The organism is Paenibacillus sp. 01T47 (assembly GCF_056398245.1).
On record NZ_JBFTPA010000004.1, the window covers coordinates 120,499 to 142,176 of the forward strand.

At 42.8% G+C, this 21,678-nt stretch carries 19 protein-coding genes; 9 read left to right on the forward strand and 10 right to left on the reverse strand.

From position 1 onward, the window contains the following. Positions 1 to 285: 285 nt before the first annotated feature. The 4 genes from AC1DOV_RS10500 to AC1DOV_RS10515 form a co-directional block, all read right to left on the reverse strand. Entirely contained in the window at positions 286 to 2,319 is a 2,034-nt protein-coding gene (locus AC1DOV_RS10500; protein ID WP_477549871.1) for a DUF5107 domain-containing protein, read from the reverse strand. A gap of 17 nt (positions 2,320 to 2,336) precedes the next feature. Then, positions 2,337 to 3,152: a carbohydrate ABC transporter permease gene (locus AC1DOV_RS10505; protein ID WP_076271505.1), complete on the reverse strand. Its 816-nt coding sequence runs from the start codon at positions 3,150 to 3,152 to the stop codon at positions 2,337 to 2,339. Positions 3,153 to 3,167: 15 nt separating this feature from the next. Beyond that, complete coding sequence (locus tag AC1DOV_RS10510) at positions 3,168 to 4,082, reverse strand: carbohydrate ABC transporter permease (protein WP_477549872.1); 915 nt, start codon at positions 4,080 to 4,082, stop codon at positions 3,168 to 3,170. Between the two features lie 98 nt (positions 4,083 to 4,180). Beyond that, positions 4,181 to 5,575, reverse strand: coding sequence for an ABC transporter substrate-binding protein (locus tag AC1DOV_RS10515; RefSeq protein ID WP_477549873.1), 1,395 nt, complete (start codon positions 5,573 to 5,575; stop codon positions 4,181 to 4,183). A gap of 53 nt (positions 5,576 to 5,628) precedes the next feature. Here AC1DOV_RS10515 and AC1DOV_RS10520 point away from each other — a divergent pair, with 53 nt between their 5' ends. From AC1DOV_RS10520 to AC1DOV_RS10535, 4 genes are all read left to right on the forward strand, one after another. Beyond that, the gene (locus AC1DOV_RS10520; RefSeq protein WP_477549874.1) at positions 5,629 to 5,811 is read left to right on the forward strand and encodes a hypothetical protein; all 183 of its coding nucleotides are present in this window, start codon (positions 5,629 to 5,631) and stop codon (positions 5,809 to 5,811) included. Between the two features lie 26 nt (positions 5,812 to 5,837). Continuing rightward, on the forward strand, positions 5,838 to 7,619 hold the full coding sequence (locus AC1DOV_RS10525; RefSeq protein WP_477549875.1) for a sensor histidine kinase: 1,782 nt from the start codon (positions 5,838 to 5,840) through the stop codon (positions 7,617 to 7,619). A gap of 121 nt (positions 7,620 to 7,740) precedes the next feature. Beyond that, complete coding sequence (locus tag AC1DOV_RS10530) at positions 7,741 to 9,066, forward strand: ABC transporter substrate-binding protein (RefSeq protein ID WP_477511945.1); 1,326 nt, start codon at positions 7,741 to 7,743, stop codon at positions 9,064 to 9,066. 28 nt (positions 9,067 to 9,094) lie between these two features. Then, positions 9,095 to 10,780 (forward strand): response regulator transcription factor, encoded by a 1,686-nt coding sequence (locus AC1DOV_RS10535; protein WP_477549876.1) that lies wholly within the window; start codon positions 9,095 to 9,097, stop codon positions 10,778 to 10,780. 84 nt (positions 10,781 to 10,864) lie between these two features. Here the strand turns inward: AC1DOV_RS10535 and AC1DOV_RS10540 are convergent, their stop codons facing one another. The 4 genes from AC1DOV_RS10540 to AC1DOV_RS10555 form a co-directional block, all read right to left on the reverse strand. Beyond that, the gene (locus AC1DOV_RS10540) at positions 10,865 to 11,764 is read right to left on the reverse strand and encodes an SDR family oxidoreductase (protein ID WP_477550045.1); all 900 of its coding nucleotides are present in this window, start codon (positions 11,762 to 11,764) and stop codon (positions 10,865 to 10,867) included. A 246-nt stretch (positions 11,765 to 12,010) separates the two neighbouring features. Next, positions 12,011 to 12,667: a transmembrane-type terpene cyclase gene (locus tag AC1DOV_RS10545; RefSeq protein WP_477549877.1), complete on the reverse strand. Its 657-nt coding sequence runs from the start codon at positions 12,665 to 12,667 to the stop codon at positions 12,011 to 12,013. A gap of 244 nt (positions 12,668 to 12,911) precedes the next feature. After that, positions 12,912 to 13,346 carry a YciI family protein gene (locus AC1DOV_RS10550; protein WP_477549878.1) on the reverse strand — a complete coding sequence of 145 codons (435 nt, stop codon included), beginning with the start codon at positions 13,344 to 13,346 and terminating at the stop codon, positions 12,912 to 12,914. Positions 13,347 to 13,480: 134 nt separating this feature from the next. Further along, positions 13,481 to 14,293, reverse strand: coding sequence for an alpha/beta fold hydrolase (locus tag AC1DOV_RS10555; protein WP_477549879.1), 813 nt, complete (start codon positions 14,291 to 14,293; stop codon positions 13,481 to 13,483). Between the two features lie 361 nt (positions 14,294 to 14,654). Between AC1DOV_RS10555 and AC1DOV_RS10560 the strand changes: the two genes are divergently transcribed. The 3 genes from AC1DOV_RS10560 (at position 14,655) to AC1DOV_RS10570 (ending at position 16,498) form a co-directional block, all read left to right on the forward strand. Next, positions 14,655 to 15,470, forward strand: coding sequence for a GNAT family N-acetyltransferase (locus tag AC1DOV_RS10560; protein WP_477549880.1), 816 nt, complete (start codon positions 14,655 to 14,657; stop codon positions 15,468 to 15,470). Between the two features lie 24 nt (positions 15,471 to 15,494). After that, entirely contained in the window at positions 15,495 to 15,941 is a 447-nt protein-coding gene (locus AC1DOV_RS10565) for an acetyltransferase (RefSeq protein WP_430054551.1), read from the forward strand. A 62-nt stretch (positions 15,942 to 16,003) separates the two neighbouring features. Then, on the forward strand, positions 16,004 to 16,498 hold the full coding sequence (locus tag AC1DOV_RS10570; RefSeq protein WP_477549881.1) for a P-loop NTPase family protein: 495 nt from the start codon (positions 16,004 to 16,006) through the stop codon (positions 16,496 to 16,498). A 117-nt stretch (positions 16,499 to 16,615) separates the two neighbouring features. Here AC1DOV_RS10570 and AC1DOV_RS10575 read toward each other — a convergent pair whose 3' ends face one another. After that, positions 16,616 to 17,335, reverse strand: coding sequence for an ankyrin repeat domain-containing protein (locus AC1DOV_RS10575; protein ID WP_477549882.1), 720 nt, complete (start codon positions 17,333 to 17,335; stop codon positions 16,616 to 16,618). Positions 17,336 to 17,364: 29 nt separating this feature from the next. Next, positions 17,365 to 18,873 (reverse strand): S-layer homology domain-containing protein, encoded by a 1,509-nt coding sequence (locus tag AC1DOV_RS10580; RefSeq protein ID WP_477549883.1) that lies wholly within the window; start codon positions 18,871 to 18,873, stop codon positions 17,365 to 17,367. Positions 18,874 to 19,171: 298 nt separating this feature from the next. Here AC1DOV_RS10580 and AC1DOV_RS10585 point away from each other — a divergent pair, with 298 nt between their 5' ends. Then, positions 19,172 to 20,338: an MFS transporter gene (locus tag AC1DOV_RS10585; protein ID WP_339203852.1), complete on the forward strand. Its 1,167-nt coding sequence runs from the start codon at positions 19,172 to 19,174 to the stop codon at positions 20,336 to 20,338. 219 nt (positions 20,339 to 20,557) lie between these two features. Continuing rightward, on the forward strand, positions 20,558 to 21,562 hold the full coding sequence (locus AC1DOV_RS10590; protein ID WP_477549884.1) for an alpha/beta fold hydrolase: 1,005 nt from the start codon (positions 20,558 to 20,560) through the stop codon (positions 21,560 to 21,562). Positions 21,563 to 21,678: the final 116 nt, after the last annotated feature.

Genomic DNA, 21,678 nt, shown 5'->3' on the forward strand with positions numbered 1-21,678 from the left:
AATAAAAACGTTTAAGCGCTTTAACTTTAGGCCTATAAAAAAAGTAATTCAGATGAGACTAAAGGTGCAGGACACACTATAGAATCAACCAAGTTACTTCTAGCCATCCATTCTTGATGGTTGTTTTTCGTTCATGCCTCTATGTTAATCAATGTAACACACAAAATTTGTATATGTCTACAGCCAATTTCAATTTTTATATTATGCCTAAAACGGAACAGAATAGGGCGAGGCAGCATTCTCAAAGCACAGAAAAACGGTACGTTACTACGCACCGTCATCTTTTTATTCACCTATGATTCTGAAGTCAATATTGGTTGGCGGCGGAAATTTATTTTTCGCCTCTTCAAGATGTATTTCGGAATAGGATTCAACCCTTGATTGTGCAAGCTTCTTGGCATTGTATTTATACCATAGCTCTATGATTAATATTTCACCTTCTCGTATGACCGCAAATTCCTTAAGGAACAATTGCTTAACGAATGCATCCTGTTCAAGCTCAAGTGCGGCAACGCCTACTATAATTTGAATGCGGTCACTGCTCGAATAGGCTTCAGGCAATTCATTGTACATTTGCCACGCCTTTTCGTACTGTTTGTCAGCAATGAGCAAATTTAAATATTCTTCAGCCAAAGCTCGATCAGGGAACGAGTTGGAAACGAGATAGGCTTTCTTCCAGTAGGCAAGCGCCAGATCGATTCGTCCGACATATTTCATCGCTTCTGCTAGGTTTCGATACACCCATACGGATGGTTGAATGTCTATCGATTTCTCCCATGCATCGATAGCTTCCTGCTCCATTCCTCGCTCATAAAGCATGATGCCCAAATGCATATAAGCGTTCCATGATTGATTCTCTTGGTGCTCAAGGCTCTCTTCAAGCAGGGCAAGCCACTCATCCTGAACCATCCATGCTTTTGGCACTTCTTGCACGTCGTGGACTGGAAGCGTTCCTGTTTCAAGAAGGGAAAGCCAATTGCTATGCTCGGCTTCTGGTGCTGTGCTTAGCTTAGTAAAATAAAAGCCTTCAGGAATCGTTCGATTTTCCTTCAGTTCTCGGCGCAGCTGCTCTAGCGCACCCCATGGAGAGCCCGTATAAAGGACTTGCTCAGGCGCTTGTTGTGCGAGAACTCGCATGGACTCATGCAGCTTCTCCATTTCTTCGGCATCGATATGATGATCCACACAATCTTGAATGTATTGATTCGCCTGATTCCAATCCTGTTGGTGGGCTTTGTCGATTTTAATATCGGTCATGCCGATTACTTGCGTGAAATCCCACTCCGATTGAGCAGGCATATCAAGTCCATGCAGCTGCGTAGGCGCTAAGCCGCTTTGAATTTCAATGTAATTTCCTTCACCGGGGTTAGCAAGATAATCGCACCATCGTCTTCCTCCGGCATGGTTTCCCCAGCAAAACATTTTGCGATAACGGAGAAGAGAGGTGGAGCGTTCATAAAACAATCGTCCATCCTCATAAGCGACAGCTTCCCAAGGCGCATCACAGCCTGCCTGCGTTTGAAAGAAATATTCATTCGAGAAAGGAAAGCTCAGCGGATAGGTGACGTCTTTGCCCGGTACAGTCGGCAGATACGGCAGCTTGCCAAGGCCAAATCCTTTCACTTTATGGTCAATATAAATGACTTCATCTGTTGATGAAAAAAGACGGGCTTGCGGTGTTTCCTCTACAGCGATGTTCGTCCACCAGTACATCGGAACCGACTTGTCATTGTCATTAACGATCCGCACATAAAGAATGAGCTTGTTTGAACCAGCGGGCAAATGAAAGTCAATTTGCCAGAACACGTTTTTACAGCGCTCATAATCATAAAGCCTTAGAAAATCGTTTCCGTTCTCATCTTGCAGAATGGCTGCATGAACGGGGGAGCATGTGGTAAACGTATGTCCGAGCTGACCGATATTCCACTCGATTCCTCCAGAGAACCAAGCGTTCAATATGGCTAGGTTGGCAGGCTGCAGCACCGGATTCGTATAGAGAAGGCTGCGATTCGTTTTTTTCTCCGTAAGAGAATACAATCTTCCACCATAAGCAGGTAAAAAAACAGCCTGCAAATGTTCATTTTCGAGCACGATAGTTTCTAGCAATAGATTTTTCCGATCTCTAGTATAACGATCCTGCATTCGATAGGGTAAATAACGTTCCCCTGCTTCATATCCTAGCTTCGATCGCAGCTCGCTTGGAAGAGTGCCGTTATCGCTGACTTCTCTATGTGTTTGACGATTTCGGAACATAGGCAGCGGATTTTGACCGCCAATGCTTGAGCCTTCGATCCGTAAGGTAGATTGATATACACGCATAGTGAATGAACTCCTTTCTATCCTTTTACTGATCCAACCGTAATGCCTGCAACAATTCGCTTGGAAATAAACAAATACAAAATGAAAGTAGGCAAAAATACGATGATGGATGCTGCAAAGATACCGGAATAGTTTCCTGTGTTGGTAAAGCCGAGTACGATGGATTGCAATGCAAGCGCGAGCGTATGATATTTCGGATCACCAGCAAATATAAGCGCATACAAATACTCATTCCATATCGACATAAAGTTGAAAATAGAAACTGTAATGAGGCCAGGCTGGGCAACGGGCAATATAATTTTGATAAACGTTTGGATAGGTCCGCAGCCGTCAACAGCTGCTGATTCCTCCAACTCCTTCGGAATGGAAGCGAAAAATCCGGTGAGAAGGAATACGCTAAACGGAATATTAGTGAAAATATAGATTAGTACGAGCGTAATAATGGAACCCGTTAGCTTCAGCTCAACGAACAATGAAAAAAGCGGGATGGATATGAGCAGGCCAGGGATGGAGATTGCGGATAAAAACATCAGATTGACTATTTTTTTGCCGCGGAATTTTACTCTGCCCAAAACATAAGCGGCAGGAGCAGCGAATACGAGAACACCAACGCAAGCTGAAACGGTATAAATGACACTGTTCAGAAAGTACCGTCCCATCTTCTGGGTTTTGAATAAATCTATATAATTGGAGAAATGAATGCCGCTCTCAAATAGTGAATTTGTAAAAATGCCTCTGGTTGTGCTCAGTGAAGCTAGAATGGCGAAACCAAACAATACAATCGTGAACAGCAGCCACAAATAGAGCGGGACGTACCGAATTTTATTAACCATGCTAACACCTCATCTTTAATATTCAAGACGTTCTTTACGGAAGAACTGATTGATGATGGCGGATAGGATTAGAATTGATATCGTAATACTAACGCCTACTGCCGCGCCTGCTCCTACATTAAAGGCATCCGTCGTATAAACTGAAGTGCCGTCGCCAAACACTTTGAGATACATAAAGTAGCCCGGCGTCATCGTAGCGACGCTTTCACTCGCACCGCCAAAGGTAGCGGACCAGACAAAGAAATTCACGGCTGTTACCGTCCATAAAACGAGCGTCATACGGAATATGTCCTGAAGCAGCGGCAGCGTGATTCGGAAAAACTTGTGCAATGGATTAGCCCCTTCGAGCAGAGCAGCTTCGTAATAATCGCGTGGAATACGGTCCATTCCGGCGTTAAGGATAAGCATAAAGTAGCCGATGGAACCAAAGCAGTACGCCAGCAGCATGGAGAGGAACAAATAACTGTCGCTCGTCCACTGAATATCGGCAAGCATATCGAGTCCAAGGAAACGGAACAGCTTCGTTAAGAAGCCATAGCTTGAATTGAATATATAATGAATCCAAATAACGGATAACACGACTGCAGATACGGTATTCGGCAAATAAACGAGCGAGCGCCAGAACGTTTTGCCGCGGACGCCGGATGATAAAATAGCAGCAAATAGGAAGGCGGAGCAAATCGTGATGATGCCGCCAAACAGCCATATTTTCAATACATTCCATGCAGAGTCCATAAAATAGCTGTTGCGGAACAGGTCTGAGTAATTTTCGAATCCGATAAATGACCACTCTGACATTTTGCTTGATATGGACGGCAAGGAATAGAAACTCATCAGCAAAGCTCTAAGCGTTGGATATAGAAAGACTGCAAGATAGATGAGTACCGCCGGCAAAAGGAAAAGGGCAATCATCGGTTTTTTAATTTGCATGTAAATTTCCCTCCCGGATATGATTCATAATCCGTTATAACGTCATTGTGCAGCAATCCGAAGGATCGCTGCACAATGATCGAAGTATTTAATTAACGTTATTTTGTGCCATAAAACTTTTTGGCTTCTGCACTCATTTTGTTGACGTAAGCGTCTGCCGTTAATTTACCAGCGGCAAGCTCCATAAATACAGGTACGATTACACCTTTGGAGAAGTCAGCGGAGTTGTTGATTCCGTAGCCCCAAGGCGCATTGACCTTAGCGTTGTTAATTGCTGTTTCTGCTTCAGCGAGTGCTGCTGGCCATTCTGTATCGATAGAAACGGGAATAGCTTGAGCTTGCTTCACCATTTCAGCTTGTGTTTTTTGGCTTACCAGATATTTAACCAATTCGATAGCAACTTCTTTATTGCTACTGTTTTTGTTCAGCATAAGAGCTTGTGCGCCAAATGTCAGCTCATTCTGGCCTTTTCCGTTGCCGTTAGGCACAGTTGGGAATTGGAAGGAGCCCCATTTGAAATCAGGACCTGCTGTGGCAGAAACTTCATTCGGAAGCCAAGTGCCGTTCAGATAAGCTGCGGATTGACCGAATACGAGATCCTGCTGTGCAGCTGGGTATTTACTGCCTGCAAGCTTAGAAGAGAAGTAACCTTTCTCTTTCATCATGACCATATCTTTGGCGAACTGAAGGATGATCGGATCCTTCCACATCTCGCCTGTTTTGTCATTCACGAGTGCGTCGACCCATTCATTGCCCATTGCGCTGCTGAGGTATCCGCCGATGAACAAATCACGGTATGCATCATCGAATGTAATTGGAGCAACGCCAGATTTCTTAATCAGCTCACAATATTCCATAAACTGCTCCCATGAGCTAGGCGGAGTCGTAATTCCTGCTTTCTCAAACACTTCTTTGTTGTAGAAAAATAGTACAGCGAACGGCTGCTGCGGAATCGCATAGTGGCCTTCTTCAAGTCCTGCTGTTACTGACAACGATTTTGTCCAATCCATTAAGCTTGGCATAAGTGAATCTTGCAATGATTTTCCTTCCATTCCTACAGAGGGTGTAGCCAAATATTCATCCAGCTTCAGCAAATGGTCCTTAACTATCGCCATTGTAACGGAAGGATCATCCTCGAATATATCGATTTGTTCGCCGCCGTCGAGTGCTGGTTTAATGAGCTTTCTAATATCCCGTCCTGTAAACTTCAGATCGACGGTAACTTTTGGATTAGCAGCTTTAAATTCATCGACTGCCACTTTAATCACTTTTGCTTGCGGTTCAGTGTCACTCCACATGGACCAGAAGACGACTTTGCCTTCAAGGCCGGCAGCATCAGGACTTGGCTCGGCAGCAGAAGTGGGCTCGGTTGTTGCAGCAGGAGCGGGAGACTTGGTAACCTCCGGGTTGTTGCTCTTCGAGTTTGAGCACCCGACGGCTAAAAAGATCATCATTACTGTTAATAAAATCGAAAATATTTTGTTTCTTTGCATTGTTGACTCCTCCTTTTTTTGGTAAGTATACAGCTGGGTATGCAACCGGGTACATGACCATTTTTGAACTGAATCCGTCATATTTTGTACTCAATTTATATTTGGTTATTGCTCATAAGGAAGCGGTTACAGCAAACAGCGAGCTGGTGCATTACTTTATTAATAGAAAGGAAACTGATTTTGCCAAAATGAATATTGACAGCGATGAGCTTGAGGTGGTTATATACGAGGAGTAAGCCTAACATCTAATCAAGGAGCCAATATGCAAAAAAACTTGCGCATGTCTACCATATTAAAACTATTTTTTATTTCAGTTGTTATCGTACCTGTCTTTTTAATATGCTCCGTTATATTGAACATTTACGAACGGGATATTCTCGAACAAAACACTGGGCGCTCGCTGCAAATATCGAAAGCGCTTTCATATTCAGTAAGTCAAGAAATCAATCGCATGTCTGGTCTGTTTGCTTCGATTGGCGTAGATCAGGATGTCATTTTCACCATTTTTGATATTAATCGTTTGAGCGGCATCGAGAAGCAGAAGGCTGCCAATAAGCTGAAAATAATGATCGAGAAGTACACCGCATCCGTCTCTGGCCGTGTGCTCTCTGTTAACTTTTTTTTTGATAACGGAAAATCATATTCTTATTTAAAAAACATGATGATGGATGACTCTGCTGTACGCGAGCAAGATTGGTACCGTGACACGATTAGCAAGCCTGATGTCATACGGTTTCAAGGCATGCTTCCCAACGCTCTTTATGGGAATTACAATCCGTACATGATGGCCGCTGCGCTCTCTCCAAGCACGACTAATCGAATGTCCAAAATGGAATTGATCCTATTTACATTTGAAAGCGGAACTTTCGATCATATTTTGCAGTCACGCGATAATTCGGAATCAGTTCTGCATATTGTAAGCGGCAAAGGTCAAATCATCGCTTCGAATACAGTTATTGATAGAGGAAGCCACGTTGTGAACAATTGGTCGAAAGAAATAAGCCGCGGGGTAGAAGGGTCTTTCGTGGATGACTCAGAGGACAATAAGAAATTAATAACGTATGCAAAAGTAGACAATACGGATTGGTACATTGTTCAAATTATTCCATTCGCAGATTTGCTCGCCAATTACCGGAATGTAAATTCGTTTGTGTGGTTTCTCGCTATTTTGATCATTTTAGCGTTTGTGCTCGTTTCCTTCTATTTTGTTTCCAATGTGACAAAGCCGATCCGTGTGCTGCTCCACCAAATGGTTCGTGTAACGGGTGGAGATTTAAATGCGAAATTTACAGGCTCAGGCAGCTTGGAGATGGTGAGGCTGGGCCATTCCTTTAATCTAATGACCGAACAGGTTCGCCAGTTAATAAGCCAGCGTGAGAAGCAGGAGGTCGAAAAGCGTAAAGCTGAATTTGCCGCGCTGCAGTCGCAAATTAATCCGCATTTTCTAATCAACACGTTAAACGCAATTAAGTTTATGGCTTTAATAAGCAAAGCGGACAATATCCGCAACATGACTCACTCGTTGACACAGCTTTTAGCTTCCTCTTTTAACCGCGGCGGGCTTCTAACTACGATAGCGGACGAAGTCGACCATTTGAAGCATTATTTGTACATAATGGAGATACGTTTCGGCAGGTCCATCCAAATGGAATGGAACATCGATCCTGAGGTTACAGGACATTATCTGTTAAAGCTATTGCTGCAGCCTATATTGGAAAATAGCATCATTCATGGTCTGAAGGATATTGATTACCCTGGAATCATCACAATCACAATCGCAAAGGAGGATAAAAATTTACTCATTACGATCGCAGATAATGGGATGGGAATGACGTCAGACGTCATTGATCAGCTTGAAGATAGAACGGCCTCCTATACGTTTAGCGGAATGGGTAATCGAAATGTACATCGACGGATACAGCTGCACTACGGCTTGCAATATGGATTACGGTACGAGTCTAATCTGCCGCAGGGAACAAAGGTTAGCATTCGATTGCCTTTGATTAATGAACCGGATGAGGAAATGGCTGATTTTTCAGCATAAATGATCATGTTTGAACTAAAAATGTCATCTTTTCTAACCATAAACGCTGTATAATAAATGCCATATACTTGAAAGCGCAATCATTCGTTTGCGGGTTCAGGTTTTGCTGGGAGAAGTGGAAATGAAATTTAACAAAAATATTGTCACAGTCTTAGTCGTTACTTTGATATCGGTAGGCTTGCTTGCAGGATGGATCGGTATGTTTAAGGCTGATACCAATGATACGATTTATTCTTTGGTTGTTAATACACCGCAGAAACAAACCTCCAATCAAAATCAGCCGGTAAAAATGAAATTTGGAATATGGGAATCGAAGACGGATATCGAATTTTGGACGGAGAAGGTGAAGGAATATTCGGCTCTCAAACCAAATGTAACAGTGGAAGTAGAGACGATTCCAGATAATAGCGGCCAATATTTAAAGGTGCGTCTGACGGCAAATGATTTGCCTGACCTATTTTATTTGAAACCGGGTCATTTGCCTATTTATAAAAATTCATTGTTGTCTCTTAATCAATTGCAAGCAACGAGCAGAAATAAATACCCAGCTGAAATAGAGGGGGAAACACTTGGCTTGCCGCTCATATCCTTCTCTGAGTATGTGTATTATAGACCAAGTATTTTTGAAGAGGTGGGCGTTAGTGTTCCGCAAACCTTAGGACAATTTATGGATGTGCTGAATCAAATTAATTTGCACGGCAAATATATTCCGATTGCTATCGGGGGCAAAGATGATTGGACCTTCTATCCATTTATTGAATTTGGACCGCCAATCCTTTCGAAGGACGAGAACTATTTGGCCAATATATCAAACGAATTGAAGCCATTCGGAGAAGGCTCAGCCTTTGGCAAAGCAGCCGATATGCTCAAGACGATCGCTGAAAATAAATTAGCTGGTCCCAACGCGCTCGAAATTGGCTTTGATCAGGCGAAACAATTGTTTCAGTCCGGAGAAGCGGCAATGATCGCACTCGGTCAATGGTATTACTCGGATCATGTGGCAAAAGTGAGCAATGATGAGGATATAGGTGCTTTTGCACTGCCGTGGAGGGAAACGACCAAAGAACCGCTGCTTTCTGTAACGATGCCGGACCAGTATATGGCGATTAACAAAAACTCCAAAAACAAAGAAGAAGCGATACAATTTCTAGAATGGGTATTCAGCCCCGAGGTTTATCAGGCTTTTATAAATAACTCACAAAGCTCATCGACGTTAACGGATGTTCAGTCCATACTTCCCTTTTTTAATGAGGAGAATAGAGAGCATCCATTTGTACCTTTTATGTATTCCGCGTTAGATGAGAAATTTGTACAAGTGAAAAACGCAGCGCAGTATGACGAGAAAAAGCTGGCGCAAGAAATTTTTGCAGGCGAGTCGGTAGCAGGCATTCAGAACAAGATGAATGAAAACTGGAGCAAAGCGGTGCAATATGTTCAGCATAATTAAAGCCTATCGATGTATGAGGGGGAGTAAGATGCCGAAATACCAAGCCTTTATCGTGGATGACGAGCCTTTAGCCAGATTAGCGCTTCGGGAATATATCGCTTTAACTTCAACAAATATTGAAATTGCAGGAGAGGCTGGCGACGGAGAAGAAGCATTGCATCTTCTAAAAGATCGTCAGGATATCGACATCATCTTCGCAGATATAAAGATGCCGCGCATGAATGGTGTGGAGCTGCTTGCAGCACTTAGAGATGTGTCGTTCGAACGCCCGCCGCTTATTATTATGCTTAGTGCATATGGCGACTATGGCTATGTAAGAGACTCATTTGTACTTGGGGCGTTTGATTATATGCTAAAGGCGAAATTGGATGAACAATATATTGCGCCTGTGCTGAATAAGACAGTGGAGGAATTGAATAGGCGTGAGCAGAGCAAGGCTGCGGAACCTGAATTGTCTGCCCTAGATGAAGACGAAATCGTTTGTTCCATGCTCCATCAGCTGTCGGTGTCAGATGGATTGAGCTCATCTGAATATGAACTCGATGAACAGTTGAAATTAGGATTGAATATCGTTCGGAAACAGTTGGGCGAGAAAAATCAGAAGGTAGCCTTCATTAGATTATCTCAAGTGGTTCACTTCGAGCATACGAAGCAAATCATTATGCAAACCATTAGAACCGTAACGAACACGGATAGAAATGAAGGAATATGCCGCGTTTGTCGTCATGATGAACGGAACTATATCCTATATTTCACCTTCCCTGAGCAATGCAGTGCGATGGCTATTCGAAGTTTGACCCAAGCCGTCTTAACGGATGTGAAAATAAGGCTGCGGCAGTTTTTGAATCTTCATTTATCGATCGGCATCAGTGACTCTGCCAATGGAGTCATGCAGTGGAATCGTTTGTTCCGTCAAGCTGAACGGCTTTCCTTTCTTAGTTACTATCAAGGATATGACCACTTGATCTATCCAGAAGCTGAACGATCAATGGGTGCAGAGAAGGACAATTGGAAAGAAGCATGGGCGCCATTTAAGCTCGAGCTGCTGCAAGCGCTAAAAGATACCGACCCTATGCGATGGAAACAGTCCATTCAGCACGGATTCAAGCTGCTGCTTGAATACTTTCCATCCTCGCCTGATCCTATCAAAAAAGCACTCAGCGATTTGATCTGGGAAACGGGTACGCTGATGCATGAGCGAGGAATGTCGTGGGATAAGCTGCATGAAAGATTTCCTCAACCGTTTGAGCATGTCCGGAGTATAGAGACATGGGAGGAGACCATGGAATGGCTGCAATTATTTCTTGATGCCTTGCATGATAAGCTGCATCCTAAGCTCGACAAAACAGCTGCTTGGCTGAGCCCTGTTGTAGCGAAAGCTAAAGCGATATTAGATAATCATTTTAATGAAGATTTGCATTTGTCTACGATTTGCGCCATGGTCGGTGTGAGCGACAGTTATCTTAGCAAACAGTTTGCGAAAGAAATCGGTATTAATTTTATCAACTATTTAACTAATTTAAGAATTGAAAAAGCGAAAGAAGGACTAGAGAACGGGTTGAAAATTTACGATGTAGCAGAAAGTGTAGGGTATGTTAATCCTGAGCACTTCAGCCGAATTTTCAAGAAGGTGACTGGACTTAGTCCAGTAACCTATCGCAAGAAATGTGAGAAACGTCCCATGACGGCTTCCTATTATTTAAAGCATTCATAAATGCTAAGGGGTTGCTTCTCAAGTAGGTTAATCTACTTGAGGAGCAACCCCTTATTTTGTGAAAAGGTAAGAAGGCAGCGAAGACTAAGTTTCTGTCATGATTCCACCATTGACATGCAATACCTGGCCTGTAACGAATGATGAATCGTCTGAAGCTAAATAAATGTAGGTTGGAGCAAGCTCGAATGGCTGTCCTGCGCGTTTCATCGGCGTATTGGCGCCAAATGTTTGCACATATTCAGCTGGATAGCTGGAGACGGTCAGAGGTGTCCATATCGGACCCGGTGCAACAGCATTAACGCGTATCCCGCAATTAACGAGCTGCAGCGATAACGAACGGGTAAAAGATACGACAGCCCCTTTTGTTGAAGAATAATCGACCAGAAGCGGGGCACCTGCATAAGCCGTTACGGATGCTGTGCTGATGATGGTGCTGCCTGGATGAAGATATGGAAGCGCGGCTTTCGTCAAATAGAAATGAGGAAAAATATTGGTCCGATAAGTATCTTCCAGCTGCTCATTCGAGATGTCCAAAATACTCGTCTGAGGAAACTGGACTCCTTGGTTAAGCACCAAGCAATTGATTTTTCCATAATGCTCGAGTGTTATTCTGATGATTTCTGTGGAGAGCTCTGGCCTGCGAAGATCACCTTCAATTAGCAGGCAGCGACCACCGTATTGCGCTACCATTTGCTGAGTTGTAAGCGCGTCTTGACGTTCGTACAAATAAACGATAACGACATCAGCACCCTCTTTGGCAAAGCCAATGGCAACAGCTCGGCCAATTCCGCTGTCTCCTCCAGTAATGATCGCTACTTTGCCGGCCAGCTTTCCACTGCCTTTATACGCGGGGTTGTCGGAAATCGGTAATGGGTTCATTTTGTACTCAAGGCCTGGCTGCCTGTCTTGATGCTGGGGCGGAAAGGTTAGGGGCTCCTGTTTGCACTTTGTTTCGTAGCCATAATAGGGATAAAACGGAATCATCATGGTATCCTCCATTTGAGTTCATTGCAATAGGGTATTCACCCAGTGGCAAAAATGCAACTCTTAGTTAGTTTGCATAATGGAGGGAGTTTATAAAGATGGCTGTTTAGAAGAAAAGGACTTATGATGCTGCACGAAGCAAAGCGATCATTCTTGATGCAGCCGAGCAATTAATTGCCGAGCAAGGTTATTCCGCAGAAATCCGCTAGCGAAAGTTTACGCTTTCTAAGCTTTCGCTAGCAGGAATCAGGCATTGATATGCGGTGTTTTATTGATCGTATGTTTGTGAACGGTTTTAATTGAAAGTCTATAAACAAGTAGGATATAAGCAATGTCCAGTACAAGGATCAAAACATACATGATAAACAATAATAGAGATTGCGGAAAGAGCGAGAAGCAGAGGATCGAAGCGAATAAGGTACCTATCATTTTGAAATAAGCGATAGACAGGGATTGTCCCTTCAAGTCTTTGATCATCAGCATTCGGATGAAGAGAATCGACATGAGCAGATTAATGCCAAAGGCCGAATAAATGCCCATCTTATCATGGAATTCAACCGCCATACCATAATGCAGCAGAAATGCGATCACAAGCAGCGCGAAAACAGAAGCGTGAATAACGAGTTTAGGATAGGTGCCTTTGGAATAGTAGAGGAATTGAAGCAGAATAATGCAGTCAAGCAGGAACCACACTAAGGTCCCGATTTGCTGAAGCGGGTGAAACGGCATAATAAAGGTAAATAGAAATTCCCAAGTAATATTTGCACATATGCAGGCGAGCGGCATTCCACAGGCTTGATCCTTAAACCCTTTGTAAATAACGAGAATATAGACGATCGTCCAAAATAGTGCTACCCCAAACATGAGAAGAAACTCTACTTTTAAAGGCAACAGATGCTCCATATACCGACAATCGCATCCTTTCTAATATGATTCGCCCAACTAGTACAGGCATCTAGCTTGTCTATCTATATGAAATTAGTATGTCCTGTAGACCCTTGAACGAAAAAAGAGAAGAATTGTTATGCCCACAAAGGGAAGCCAGGCTATTGTTAGTTGGAAAATGAAAAAGGAGATCGACAAGGATCTCCTTTCTCAAAACTTAGCGTTTTCAACAAATTAATAGCGTGGTGAAGAGAGGATGAATTCACGCATTCTTCTGGTCGACAACTTGTTTACGAAGCTCCATTTCCTTTGCAAGGGTTTCGGGATTGTTCATTAAGTCTTCTGCCTCGAATACTTGTCGCAGCTCAATTACGCCTTGGCCAAATCCATGGGGGTCCGGGAATCGAAGCGCCCATTCAACGGCTTCCTCTCTGGATTTGACCTCAATCAACGTGTAACCGGCAATTAATTCTTTGGCTTCCGTAAACGGCCCGTCTATCACCTTCGGCTTGCCGCCTGGTTCCGGATAAGTAATTTGAATGCCGCTGGTGCTTGGCAGCAGTCCATCAGCAGCAAGCAAGACACCGGCTTTTACCAACTCCTCATTATACTTCTGCATCGCATTAATGAGCTCCAAACTTGGCATAACCCCAGCCTCTGAATCTGTTGTAGCCTTTACAATCATCATAAATCTCATAGGTGTATTCCTCCTATTTTTTAGTGAAGCTTATACCGATTGAAGTAAGTCCGATAATTCAGCTTCTACTTATTCGACGAATTAATCATCGATAGATCGACATCTCATCTACATCTATTCGTTATTATTTTTATTTAGTGATTGTTCTTAAAAAAAGCGATAAGCTCCACAGAAATTCGTTTGGCGTCGAGCTTCTTGGTATGTCCAAGCCCTTTTTTACTAACGAGCTGGGCATGTGGGAGCACCTTCGCAATGGCCTGGGCACCCCGCCGCAGTGAAGCTGGACTTTCGGTTCCTTCAATCACCAGTGTTGGCATTGTAACCGTACTCCAAAGCTTGGCAGGAAGTGGTTTTCCATCCATAAAGCCATCCAATAATGCTGCATCGTAAGGGAGCGTATGTGCGACGGCCATAAGGTTAGACCAAACGCTTGGCATCATGCGCATCATGGCAACTATAAAGGAGGGGGCTCCCATTCCTTTAGTCATAAAATATTTGATAGCATCGGCACGGTGATTTTGTGCAATCAGCTTCTTGACCTGTTGTGCAAAGTCTTTCGGCGCTTTGCGATCTGCTGAATCGACAACAAATGGCGGCTCATGCAAAGCCAGTTTCGTGATATTAGCTCCATTCGAAGCGGCCTGTAGGGCGAGAACTGCTCCAGATGACAGTCCCCAAACATATGCTGAGCCGCCAGCCTCTTCAATCATCGCCTTAAGGTCATCGATTTCATGGGTTGTGTCATATGGCTGTGTATCGCCGCTATCGCCGCGGCCTCGGCGGTCGTAGTTGAAAACCGTAAAGTGCTCGCTCAATAATTGTGCTAACTGTACTTGTGCGGGGAATTTTCGGTAACTGAAAGCACCCGCTACTAATAGGAGTGCTTGCCCTTTACCCATTTTGTCATATGCGATTTTGGTTCCGTCTTTAGAAGTTGCGGTATACATTTGATTGCCTCCTTAGAATAAATAGCCTTATGTCTTTATTAAGACGACGAACCGCTGATGGGAATATCGACACTATTTCATAAATAATTTAAAAAATATTTTTCCTGCTGTTTAATAGCAACAACGAGGGTTATGTAAACTTGCATAAAATGAAGGATTGAAAGGGATTTGCTATCTAAAGCGCAGGATTATTTGTTTATATCTATTTTATCCCTAGTATCTCTGATTTGCAGTAACTATGCTTAAATAGTTGTAGATCGTCAAAGGCGCAACCGAATAGCAGTTTGAGAGGAATGATTTTATCAGGGTTAGAGATTTTCTAAAAAGTATATTTGGAAAATGGTCGGTTGGTCATGTATTTATGCCAGCCCGGTGGGAATATATCGTTTTTCATCCCAATATCGTTCCGCTGAAACAAGCTGGAGTGTTCGAACAAATCGGACTGTGGGAAGAAGATGGAGAAATCGTAGCAGTTGCTCATTTCGAGAGCGAACTAGGCGAGGTATATTTGGATGTAGACCCGAATTATACATTCCTGTATTCGGAAATGATTGAATACGCGGAAGCGAATTTATATGAAATAAAAGAAGATGGCCGGAAAAGTATAGAGTTTCATGTGGATGAGAGCAATGAAGCATTGAAAACTTTATTAGAAGAAAGAGGATATATACGGGATGTTGCCCTCTATGAGGTTTACTCCGGCAGGTCAATCGTAGACGAGCTCCCTGATCTGAAGCTGCCTGAAGGACTTCATGTAAGAAATATTTGGAAAAAAGAAGATGATGGACGTAGGCTGCGCGTTTTATGGCGCGGATTTGATCATGCTGGCGAACCGGACCCCAAAGATTTATGGAATTCAGGCTATATGCAGAGTGCACCTGGATATGATCCTTCTATAAATATCGTAATTGAAAATGAAGAAGGGAATTTTGTTGCGTATGCAGGGTTCTGGTATGATCATCTTAGTCGAGCAGCCTATATTGAACCTGTTTGTGTAGATCCGGATTACCGGCGTATGGGACTAGCAAGCATTGCACTTACGGAAGGAATGCGGAGATGCAGGCTTTTAGGTGCTGAAAATGTATATGTCGCATCGGATGCAGGTTTATATACATCACTTGGATTCTCGCAGGTTAGTATTAGTTATTCCTGGTTAAAACAACTCTCTGACAAATGAGTGAATGAATACGGAGGATGAGTTATTATAAACAAAATTGTTCCCTATCAAGAAAACGATCACGATAAATTAGTGGATATTTGGTATCAGGCTGTGCGACATACGCACACATTTTTGACAGATAAGGATATTGCATTCTATCATCAGATGCTTCAAAACGGTGCGTTAAAGGAAGTTGAGATTTGGGTAGAGGTAAATGAAAACAAAGTACCGACAGGGTTCATTGGGCTTGACGGAACAAAGATCGAAATGCTTTTCGTACACCCCGACAACCACGGAAGGGGTATAGGCAGTCGATTAATAAAACATGCCGAAGCATTAAAAGGCAGCAATCTCCAAGTCGATGTCAATGAGCAAAACGAAGGAGCATTCACCTTCTACAAACGATATGGTTTTGTGCAGCAAGGACGATCTGAACTAGACAGTTCAGGACGACCATTTCCGATACTTCACTTAGTATTAAAGCGTTGAATGCAAATGAAACACAGGATTGAATAATACTTTAGGTAGAGGGGGAAAGGAGGATACTTGCTTTGAAAAACTGCAATAAGATACATATCATTGGCGAAGTTGGGAGTGGTAAAACTTATCTAGCAGAGAAGTTATCAAAGCAATTAGACATTAATTATTATCAACTGGATAACGTTGTTTGGAGAAGAGGAGAAGAAAGCGATACTCGAAATTCTCAGGAAGTGCGTGATGCGACTCTTGGAGATATTGTAAATCAAGAGAAATGGATTATTGAGGGTGTTCATTACAAATGGGTTCAACGAAGCTTCGAGTCTGCAGACATAATCATCTATCTAGAAACAAATGTTTTTATACGAGATATTCAAATGTTAAAACGATATTTCAAACAAAAACTTGGATTGGAAAAAGGGAATTACAACCAAACGATTAAGAACTTGTATAGCATGGTTGTATGGAATCACAAATTCGAATCAGAACGAAAGCCAATAATTGATAAGATACTACACTCATATGATTACAAAGTACAGAAATTTAAAAGTAATAAACATGTTCGTTGAAGTAATAGAGATATTCAAAGAATGGGAAATTGAAATATCTGTTTACGTAATGATTGCAAAATAAACAAAAGAACAACCCACTCCAGGTGGGTTGTTCTTCTATAAATTATCGTTCCGCTATTTCTGTGCACCAGCTTGCTGCAAGGCTTCAATCATTTCTTTAAAACCCCGGTTCTGGGCATGTTTCAGCGGGGTTACGCCTTCTGAATCCGCAAGATTTACATTAGCGCCGTGATCGATTAATAATCGCACAATCGCCTGATGATCTGCTCCGCCATCCCCGAGAATAATAGCTTCAAGAAGTGCGGTCCATCCAAGCTGATTTACATGATCGATATTGACGTCGGATGTGGTTAGCAGCTCTCTTACAATCTCGACATGTCCACGATCTGCAGCTGGAATGAGTGCGGTACCGCCAAAGCGATTGGTGATGGTTGTATCTGCGCCGGCAGCTATCGAAGCTTGAACGAAGTCCATTAGCCCTTCTGCGCCTGCATAAAGGAGCGGGTTATCAGAGCGATTATCTTGAATATTGATATTTGCTCCTTTCTCTATGAAGAGGTTAAACACATCGAGCTGGTTCGTATGCACTGCAATCATTGCAGAGGTTCTGCCTTGATCGTCGGTCGCGTTGATGTCGGCACCTTCGGCTAGCAGCTTAGTTATTGACGCTCGATCTCCTTGTTTTGCTGCTGCTAACAAAGCTTTATTCAACTTGTCCATTTCGTTGTTCACCGATTGGGCTGCATGCTGCTCATCATTTGTTAATTCCTGATCATTATTTTCCTGACAGCCCGAAATGACAAGAGCCAGCATGATTATAATTAATCGCAACATCACACACCCATCCTTTCTCAGAAATTAATTTATTTTAAGGACATTGTAACATCTTGGGCGGTTGCCCACGAGCCTATCGGTTTTACTGTGTACGTTGTTCCTGGCGTTAATTTCGTGTCTTTCGCCAAATCAAATACGCCAACTGCGCCTTTACGGCTGGAATATTTATAGGAAGCAACGATCTTCTCGCCAGTTGGCGCCGTTAACTCAACACTGCGGCCAGAGAATAGTTCATCTCCAGGGTCTTGTGCTAGAGTCAAGAGAATCGTAGTTTCACTAGCAGCTTCAGCACCAGTTAACTGCAAGGTTGGTATTTCTTTTGCTACAAAGGAAGCGTTCGCGATAGCAGCCCAATCTGACGTTACCATATAAGTCACGCCCGGCTTCAATGTTTGCCCTTCGGGAAGGCGGAATTTAGGCTCCTGCTTGCCATCTGTTGATTGTGTGAAAGGTACATATTTCGCAATGATCGGTTGACCGCCTTCAGGTGTAATCGTCACTTGGCGAGCTTGCATTGAAGAAATGATTTGGAATGTCTTGCCGCCTACTTGGTTGTTCTCATCGAGGATGAATGCATTCGCACCTCGACCGCCGCTATAGGCTGAGATGATATAGCCATAGTCAGTTACTCCGTTTGCTTGCAGCGCTTCTACCTCAAACGTATCATTTGTTACTTGGCTTGCTGTTGTCATATTTACTTTCGTTGCATTTCCAGTAAAAGAAGCGGCATGTTGTCCTTTATAAGTGAGATTATAGGTTGTGCCTGCTTGCTGAACGGAAGTAGGAACGATATAGGTTGCGATGGAACCGGTTTTTAGACGCGGCATATTGGTTAAAGTAAGACCATCGTTAAATGCAAAATCTGTTTTTGCCTTCGTGAATTCTTCATCCGTTGTCGTAAGCGGTTTATCGAAAGTCACGATGAGGGTAATGGCATTTAGCGTTTGGACGTTTGTGATTTTAGCTTGGTCCGATGGAATAGCCTTGTGAGCGGTTTGCAACAAATAAGCAGCTTCGCCGCGGGTTAAGTTATTATTCGTAGAGCTGAACGGACTGGCCCATGCATTCACGGACTTGAGATCACGCTTTAATGCTTTGGATACGGCTTGAATCAGCTCTTCATCTGAGACCACAGCTCGAGGCCCAAATTGACCGTTCTCAGCTTGCATGATGCCAAGCGCTACAACCGTTGCAGCATAATCTTCATACCAAGCATTCGGACTCACATCCGTTAAGGTTACTGTATTTGGAGCAGTGTCTTCGAGAAGGAAAGTTTTTACGATCATTTTGGCAAGTTCGGCACGATTAATGGGGTTTAGGGTACCCATGGATTGGTCGGGATAACCTTGCATAACACCAAGCTTTACGAGCTCATTAACAGCTGCTTCTATATCTTTATTGGATAATGGTGAGGATGCAGAAACTTTTGTAATGACTGCTGGTGCTGCGGATACGTTCATAACAGCATACGGAATGGTCGATGCTCCAAGTGCAGCTGCAACCAAAAGGGCTGCTGCTTTTTTCTTATAGTTTCTCATTTGTAAATCCTCCTCAGATCGTTTCGGTTGTTATTGCCTGTTTCTATAATAGAGGATAGAGTTAAACGCCCAAGAAACCAGTTATTAATAAAATATAAAATCCACATTAACATTTTCGAAATTATGTTCGCGCAATGAGATAAGCCTCACTGAAAGCAAATTCAGCAGCATAAATGGAAACCAAAAACGGCAGAGATGCCGTTTTTTGATTTTGAGCCACATATAAAACTTCATTTCATGGTAGAATAAAAGATTGAGATAGCTATATTTAAGAAACAAGTGGAGGAACTAAACTTTTATGAAGGCATCAAACTTATTACGAGGCTTTAATTTTTTGTATTTTGCACTGCTGGCAATGTTTATTTCATTCCTTCCGGTTTATTTAGATGTACAAGGACTAAGTCCTTCGCAAATTGGCTTCATTATAGGAACAGGCGGATTTGTTACGCTCATCGCTCAACCTTTATGGGGGATGATAAGCGATAGAACCAAATCCATTCGTAAAGTATTGTTGGTACTGTTATTTTTCTCAACCATAATTGGTTATTTGCTTTATGATTCCAGCAGTTATCCGCAGCTCATTCTGTACGCGATGCTGCTGTACTTCTTTCTCATGTCCATCGATCCATTAACGGAAAGCTTGAATTTTACAATTGCCGAATCTTCAGGAACCAGCTATGGCTCTATTCGTACTTATGGCGCATTGGGTTATGCCTTAGCAGCGCTGCTTACAGGTTATGTTATCTCTTATTTCGGTGAACATAGCTTGGCGCTGCTTTTTGGAGGAATCGGGTTAATCAGTTTTATTATAGGTTGGATTATGCCGGATGCGCCTGTGACAGGCAAGCCAGTTACCTTAAAGAGCCTCAAGCATTTTATTAGCAATAAAGAGACACTAATGTTTCTGCTCTTGGTGTTTATCTGTTCCGTCCCTGCACGGATGAACGATACCTTTCTTGGCGTATACATTCGTGAGCTTGGCGGGAGTACCGAATTGGTTGGTCAAGCTTTCTTCTTGGCAGCAGGCAGTGAAATTGTAGTGTTCGCTCTGAGCTTTTGGTGGATGCGCAAAGGTAAAGAGCTGCTTATTATTTCGTTTTCAGCCGTGTTCTATTTCCTTCGGTTTTTCCTGTCAGCTTGGATTACCGATCCGCACATACTCGCGTATTTGCAAATTTTACAGCTGTTGACTTTCCCTGTGTTCTATTCAGCAGCTATACAGTATCTTTATCGAATAGTACCAACCGAATGGCGCGCGACAGGTCAAACGGTGCTTGCGCTGCTGTTTTTTGGTGTTTCAGGCATCTTAGCCTCCTATGTAGGCGGAGCTGTGTATGGTAGCTTTGGAGGCAAAACATTGTACTTGTCTATTTCCGCCATATCTTTTGTCGGCATGCTGTTTGGTCTCATTCTATATCGGGTTTATGGAAAAAGGCTCTCTGCATCAGATGAAGCTGCATCATAATAGTGTTCAGTTTTTTTAATTCACTACCTCTATATCATCAAAGCCATGAGAAACGACAGCGATGTCGTTTTTTTCATTTCTTCATACAGCAGCAAAGTTTAGCAAGGAAATCGTTAATTATGAAGTCAAAATGAAATCATTTATAATGAAAGGATAATAACGTTTTGAAGGAGCCAGCTCTTGAATAGGAAAATAATAAAAATAGGGAAGGTCACTATTATGATCATCGTTCTGATTGTTCTGGTCGGATTGATATTCCCAACGTGGACACCTCGCATTAAAGGTGACAACAGCATAAGTACGTTAGAGCAAATTGAAATCAATGGTACTGGGCATGAAGTGATGATTAGGGGAGTAGACAAACGCAATCCGATTGTCATTTTTGTGCATGGCGGCCCGGGGTGTTCTGAAATTCCGTATGTAAGGAAATATCAAGATCTGCTTGAGAAAAATTATACAATTGTACATTATGACCAGCGCGGGAGCGGGAAATCTTATCATTTTAATGAAGACTATTCTAATCTAACGACAGACGTGCTTGTGGATGATCTGCTTGCGTTGACCGATTATGTAACCGCGAAATTTGGACAACAGAAAGTGCTGCTGATCGGTCATTCTTTTGGCACATACATTGGGATGAAAGCTGCGGCTAAGGCACCTGACAAGTTTGCGGCTTATATCGGAATTGGGCAAGTGGCTGATACGGTAACGAGCGAATTGGATAGTTTGCAATACGTTATAGAACAGGCGAAGCTGGCTAACAATACCAAGGAAGTGGAAAGATTAGAGTCACTTCGAGAACCAATCGAAAAAGGGGAGGAAACGACGCCTAGATCGATCATTCGAAAATATGGCGGTGCAGCAAGGATAATTGACGACAACATGGATTATTACAAAGGATTTCTGTTTCAGCCTGAGTATAATTTGCTTGATGTTGTTCGCTATTTAAGAGGAATTTCTGTAACACAAAAGATGCTGCTCGCTGAGGAAGCGAGCAATAATATTATTGATGTAGTGAAGACACTGGATATTCCTAGTTATTTTGTGATGGGGAAATATGATTATATGACATCGGTGAATGCTGCAAAACAATATTTTGACGTGCTGCATGCTCCTGTGAAAGATTTTGTTCTGTTTGAACAGTCCGCTCATTATCCGCAATTCGAGGAGAAGGAGTTATTTGCGGAGTGGCTCAATAAAATATGGAAGCAGCTTGAACACTAGAGGACATGAATGTTTCAATTCTTCATTTATTAGGTAAGAAGGAAAGATGAGGGAGGAGCATCGTCCTATTATTTTTCTTATAATCAGTTTCGACAAGGTTCCCTCCATCTTTCGAT

Excerpts from the sequence above, each read along its gene's own strand:
- AC1DOV_RS10500 (WP_477549871.1), bottom strand. The coding sequence starts at position 2,319 with ATGCGTGTATATCAATCTACCTTACGGATCGAAGGCTCAAGCATTGGC.
- AC1DOV_RS10505 (WP_076271505.1), bottom strand. The coding sequence starts at position 3,152 with ATGGTTAATAAAATTCGGTACGTCCCGCTCTATTTGTGGCTGCTGTTC.
- AC1DOV_RS10510 (WP_477549872.1), bottom strand. The coding sequence starts at position 4,082 with ATGCAAATTAAAAAACCGATGATTGCCCTTTTCCTTTTGCCGGCGGTA.
- AC1DOV_RS10515 (WP_477549873.1), bottom strand. The coding sequence starts at position 5,575 with ATGCAAAGAAACAAAATATTTTCGATTTTATTAACAGTAATGATGATC.
- AC1DOV_RS10520 (WP_477549874.1), top strand. The coding sequence starts at position 5,629 with ATGACCATTTTTGAACTGAATCCGTCATATTTTGTACTCAATTTATAT.
- AC1DOV_RS10525 (WP_477549875.1), top strand. The coding sequence starts at position 5,838 with ATGCAAAAAAACTTGCGCATGTCTACCATATTAAAACTATTTTTTATT.
- AC1DOV_RS10530 (WP_477511945.1), top strand. The coding sequence starts at position 7,741 with ATGAAATTTAACAAAAATATTGTCACAGTCTTAGTCGTTACTTTGATA.
- AC1DOV_RS10535 (WP_477549876.1), top strand. The coding sequence starts at position 9,095 with ATGCCGAAATACCAAGCCTTTATCGTGGATGACGAGCCTTTAGCCAGA.
- AC1DOV_RS10540 (WP_477550045.1), bottom strand. The coding sequence starts at position 11,764 with ATGATTCCGTTTTATCCCTATTATGGCTACGAAACAAAGTGCAAACAG.
- AC1DOV_RS10545 (WP_477549877.1), bottom strand. The coding sequence starts at position 12,667 with ATGGAGCATCTGTTGCCTTTAAAAGTAGAGTTTCTTCTCATGTTTGGG.
- AC1DOV_RS10550 (WP_477549878.1), bottom strand. The coding sequence starts at position 13,346 with ATGAGATTTATGATGATTGTAAAGGCTACAACAGATTCAGAGGCTGGG.
- AC1DOV_RS10555 (WP_477549879.1), bottom strand. The coding sequence starts at position 14,293 with ATGTATACCGCAACTTCTAAAGACGGAACCAAAATCGCATATGACAAA.
- AC1DOV_RS10560 (WP_477549880.1), top strand. The coding sequence starts at position 14,655 with ATGCCAGCCCGGTGGGAATATATCGTTTTTCATCCCAATATCGTTCCG.
- AC1DOV_RS10575 (WP_477549882.1), bottom strand. The coding sequence starts at position 17,335 with ATGTTGCGATTAATTATAATCATGCTGGCTCTTGTCATTTCGGGCTGT.
- AC1DOV_RS10580 (WP_477549883.1), bottom strand. The coding sequence starts at position 18,873 with ATGAGAAACTATAAGAAAAAAGCAGCAGCCCTTTTGGTTGCAGCTGCA.
- AC1DOV_RS10585 (WP_339203852.1), top strand. The coding sequence starts at position 19,172 with ATGAAGGCATCAAACTTATTACGAGGCTTTAATTTTTTGTATTTTGCA.
- AC1DOV_RS10590 (WP_477549884.1), top strand. The coding sequence starts at position 20,558 with ATGATCATCGTTCTGATTGTTCTGGTCGGATTGATATTCCCAACGTGG.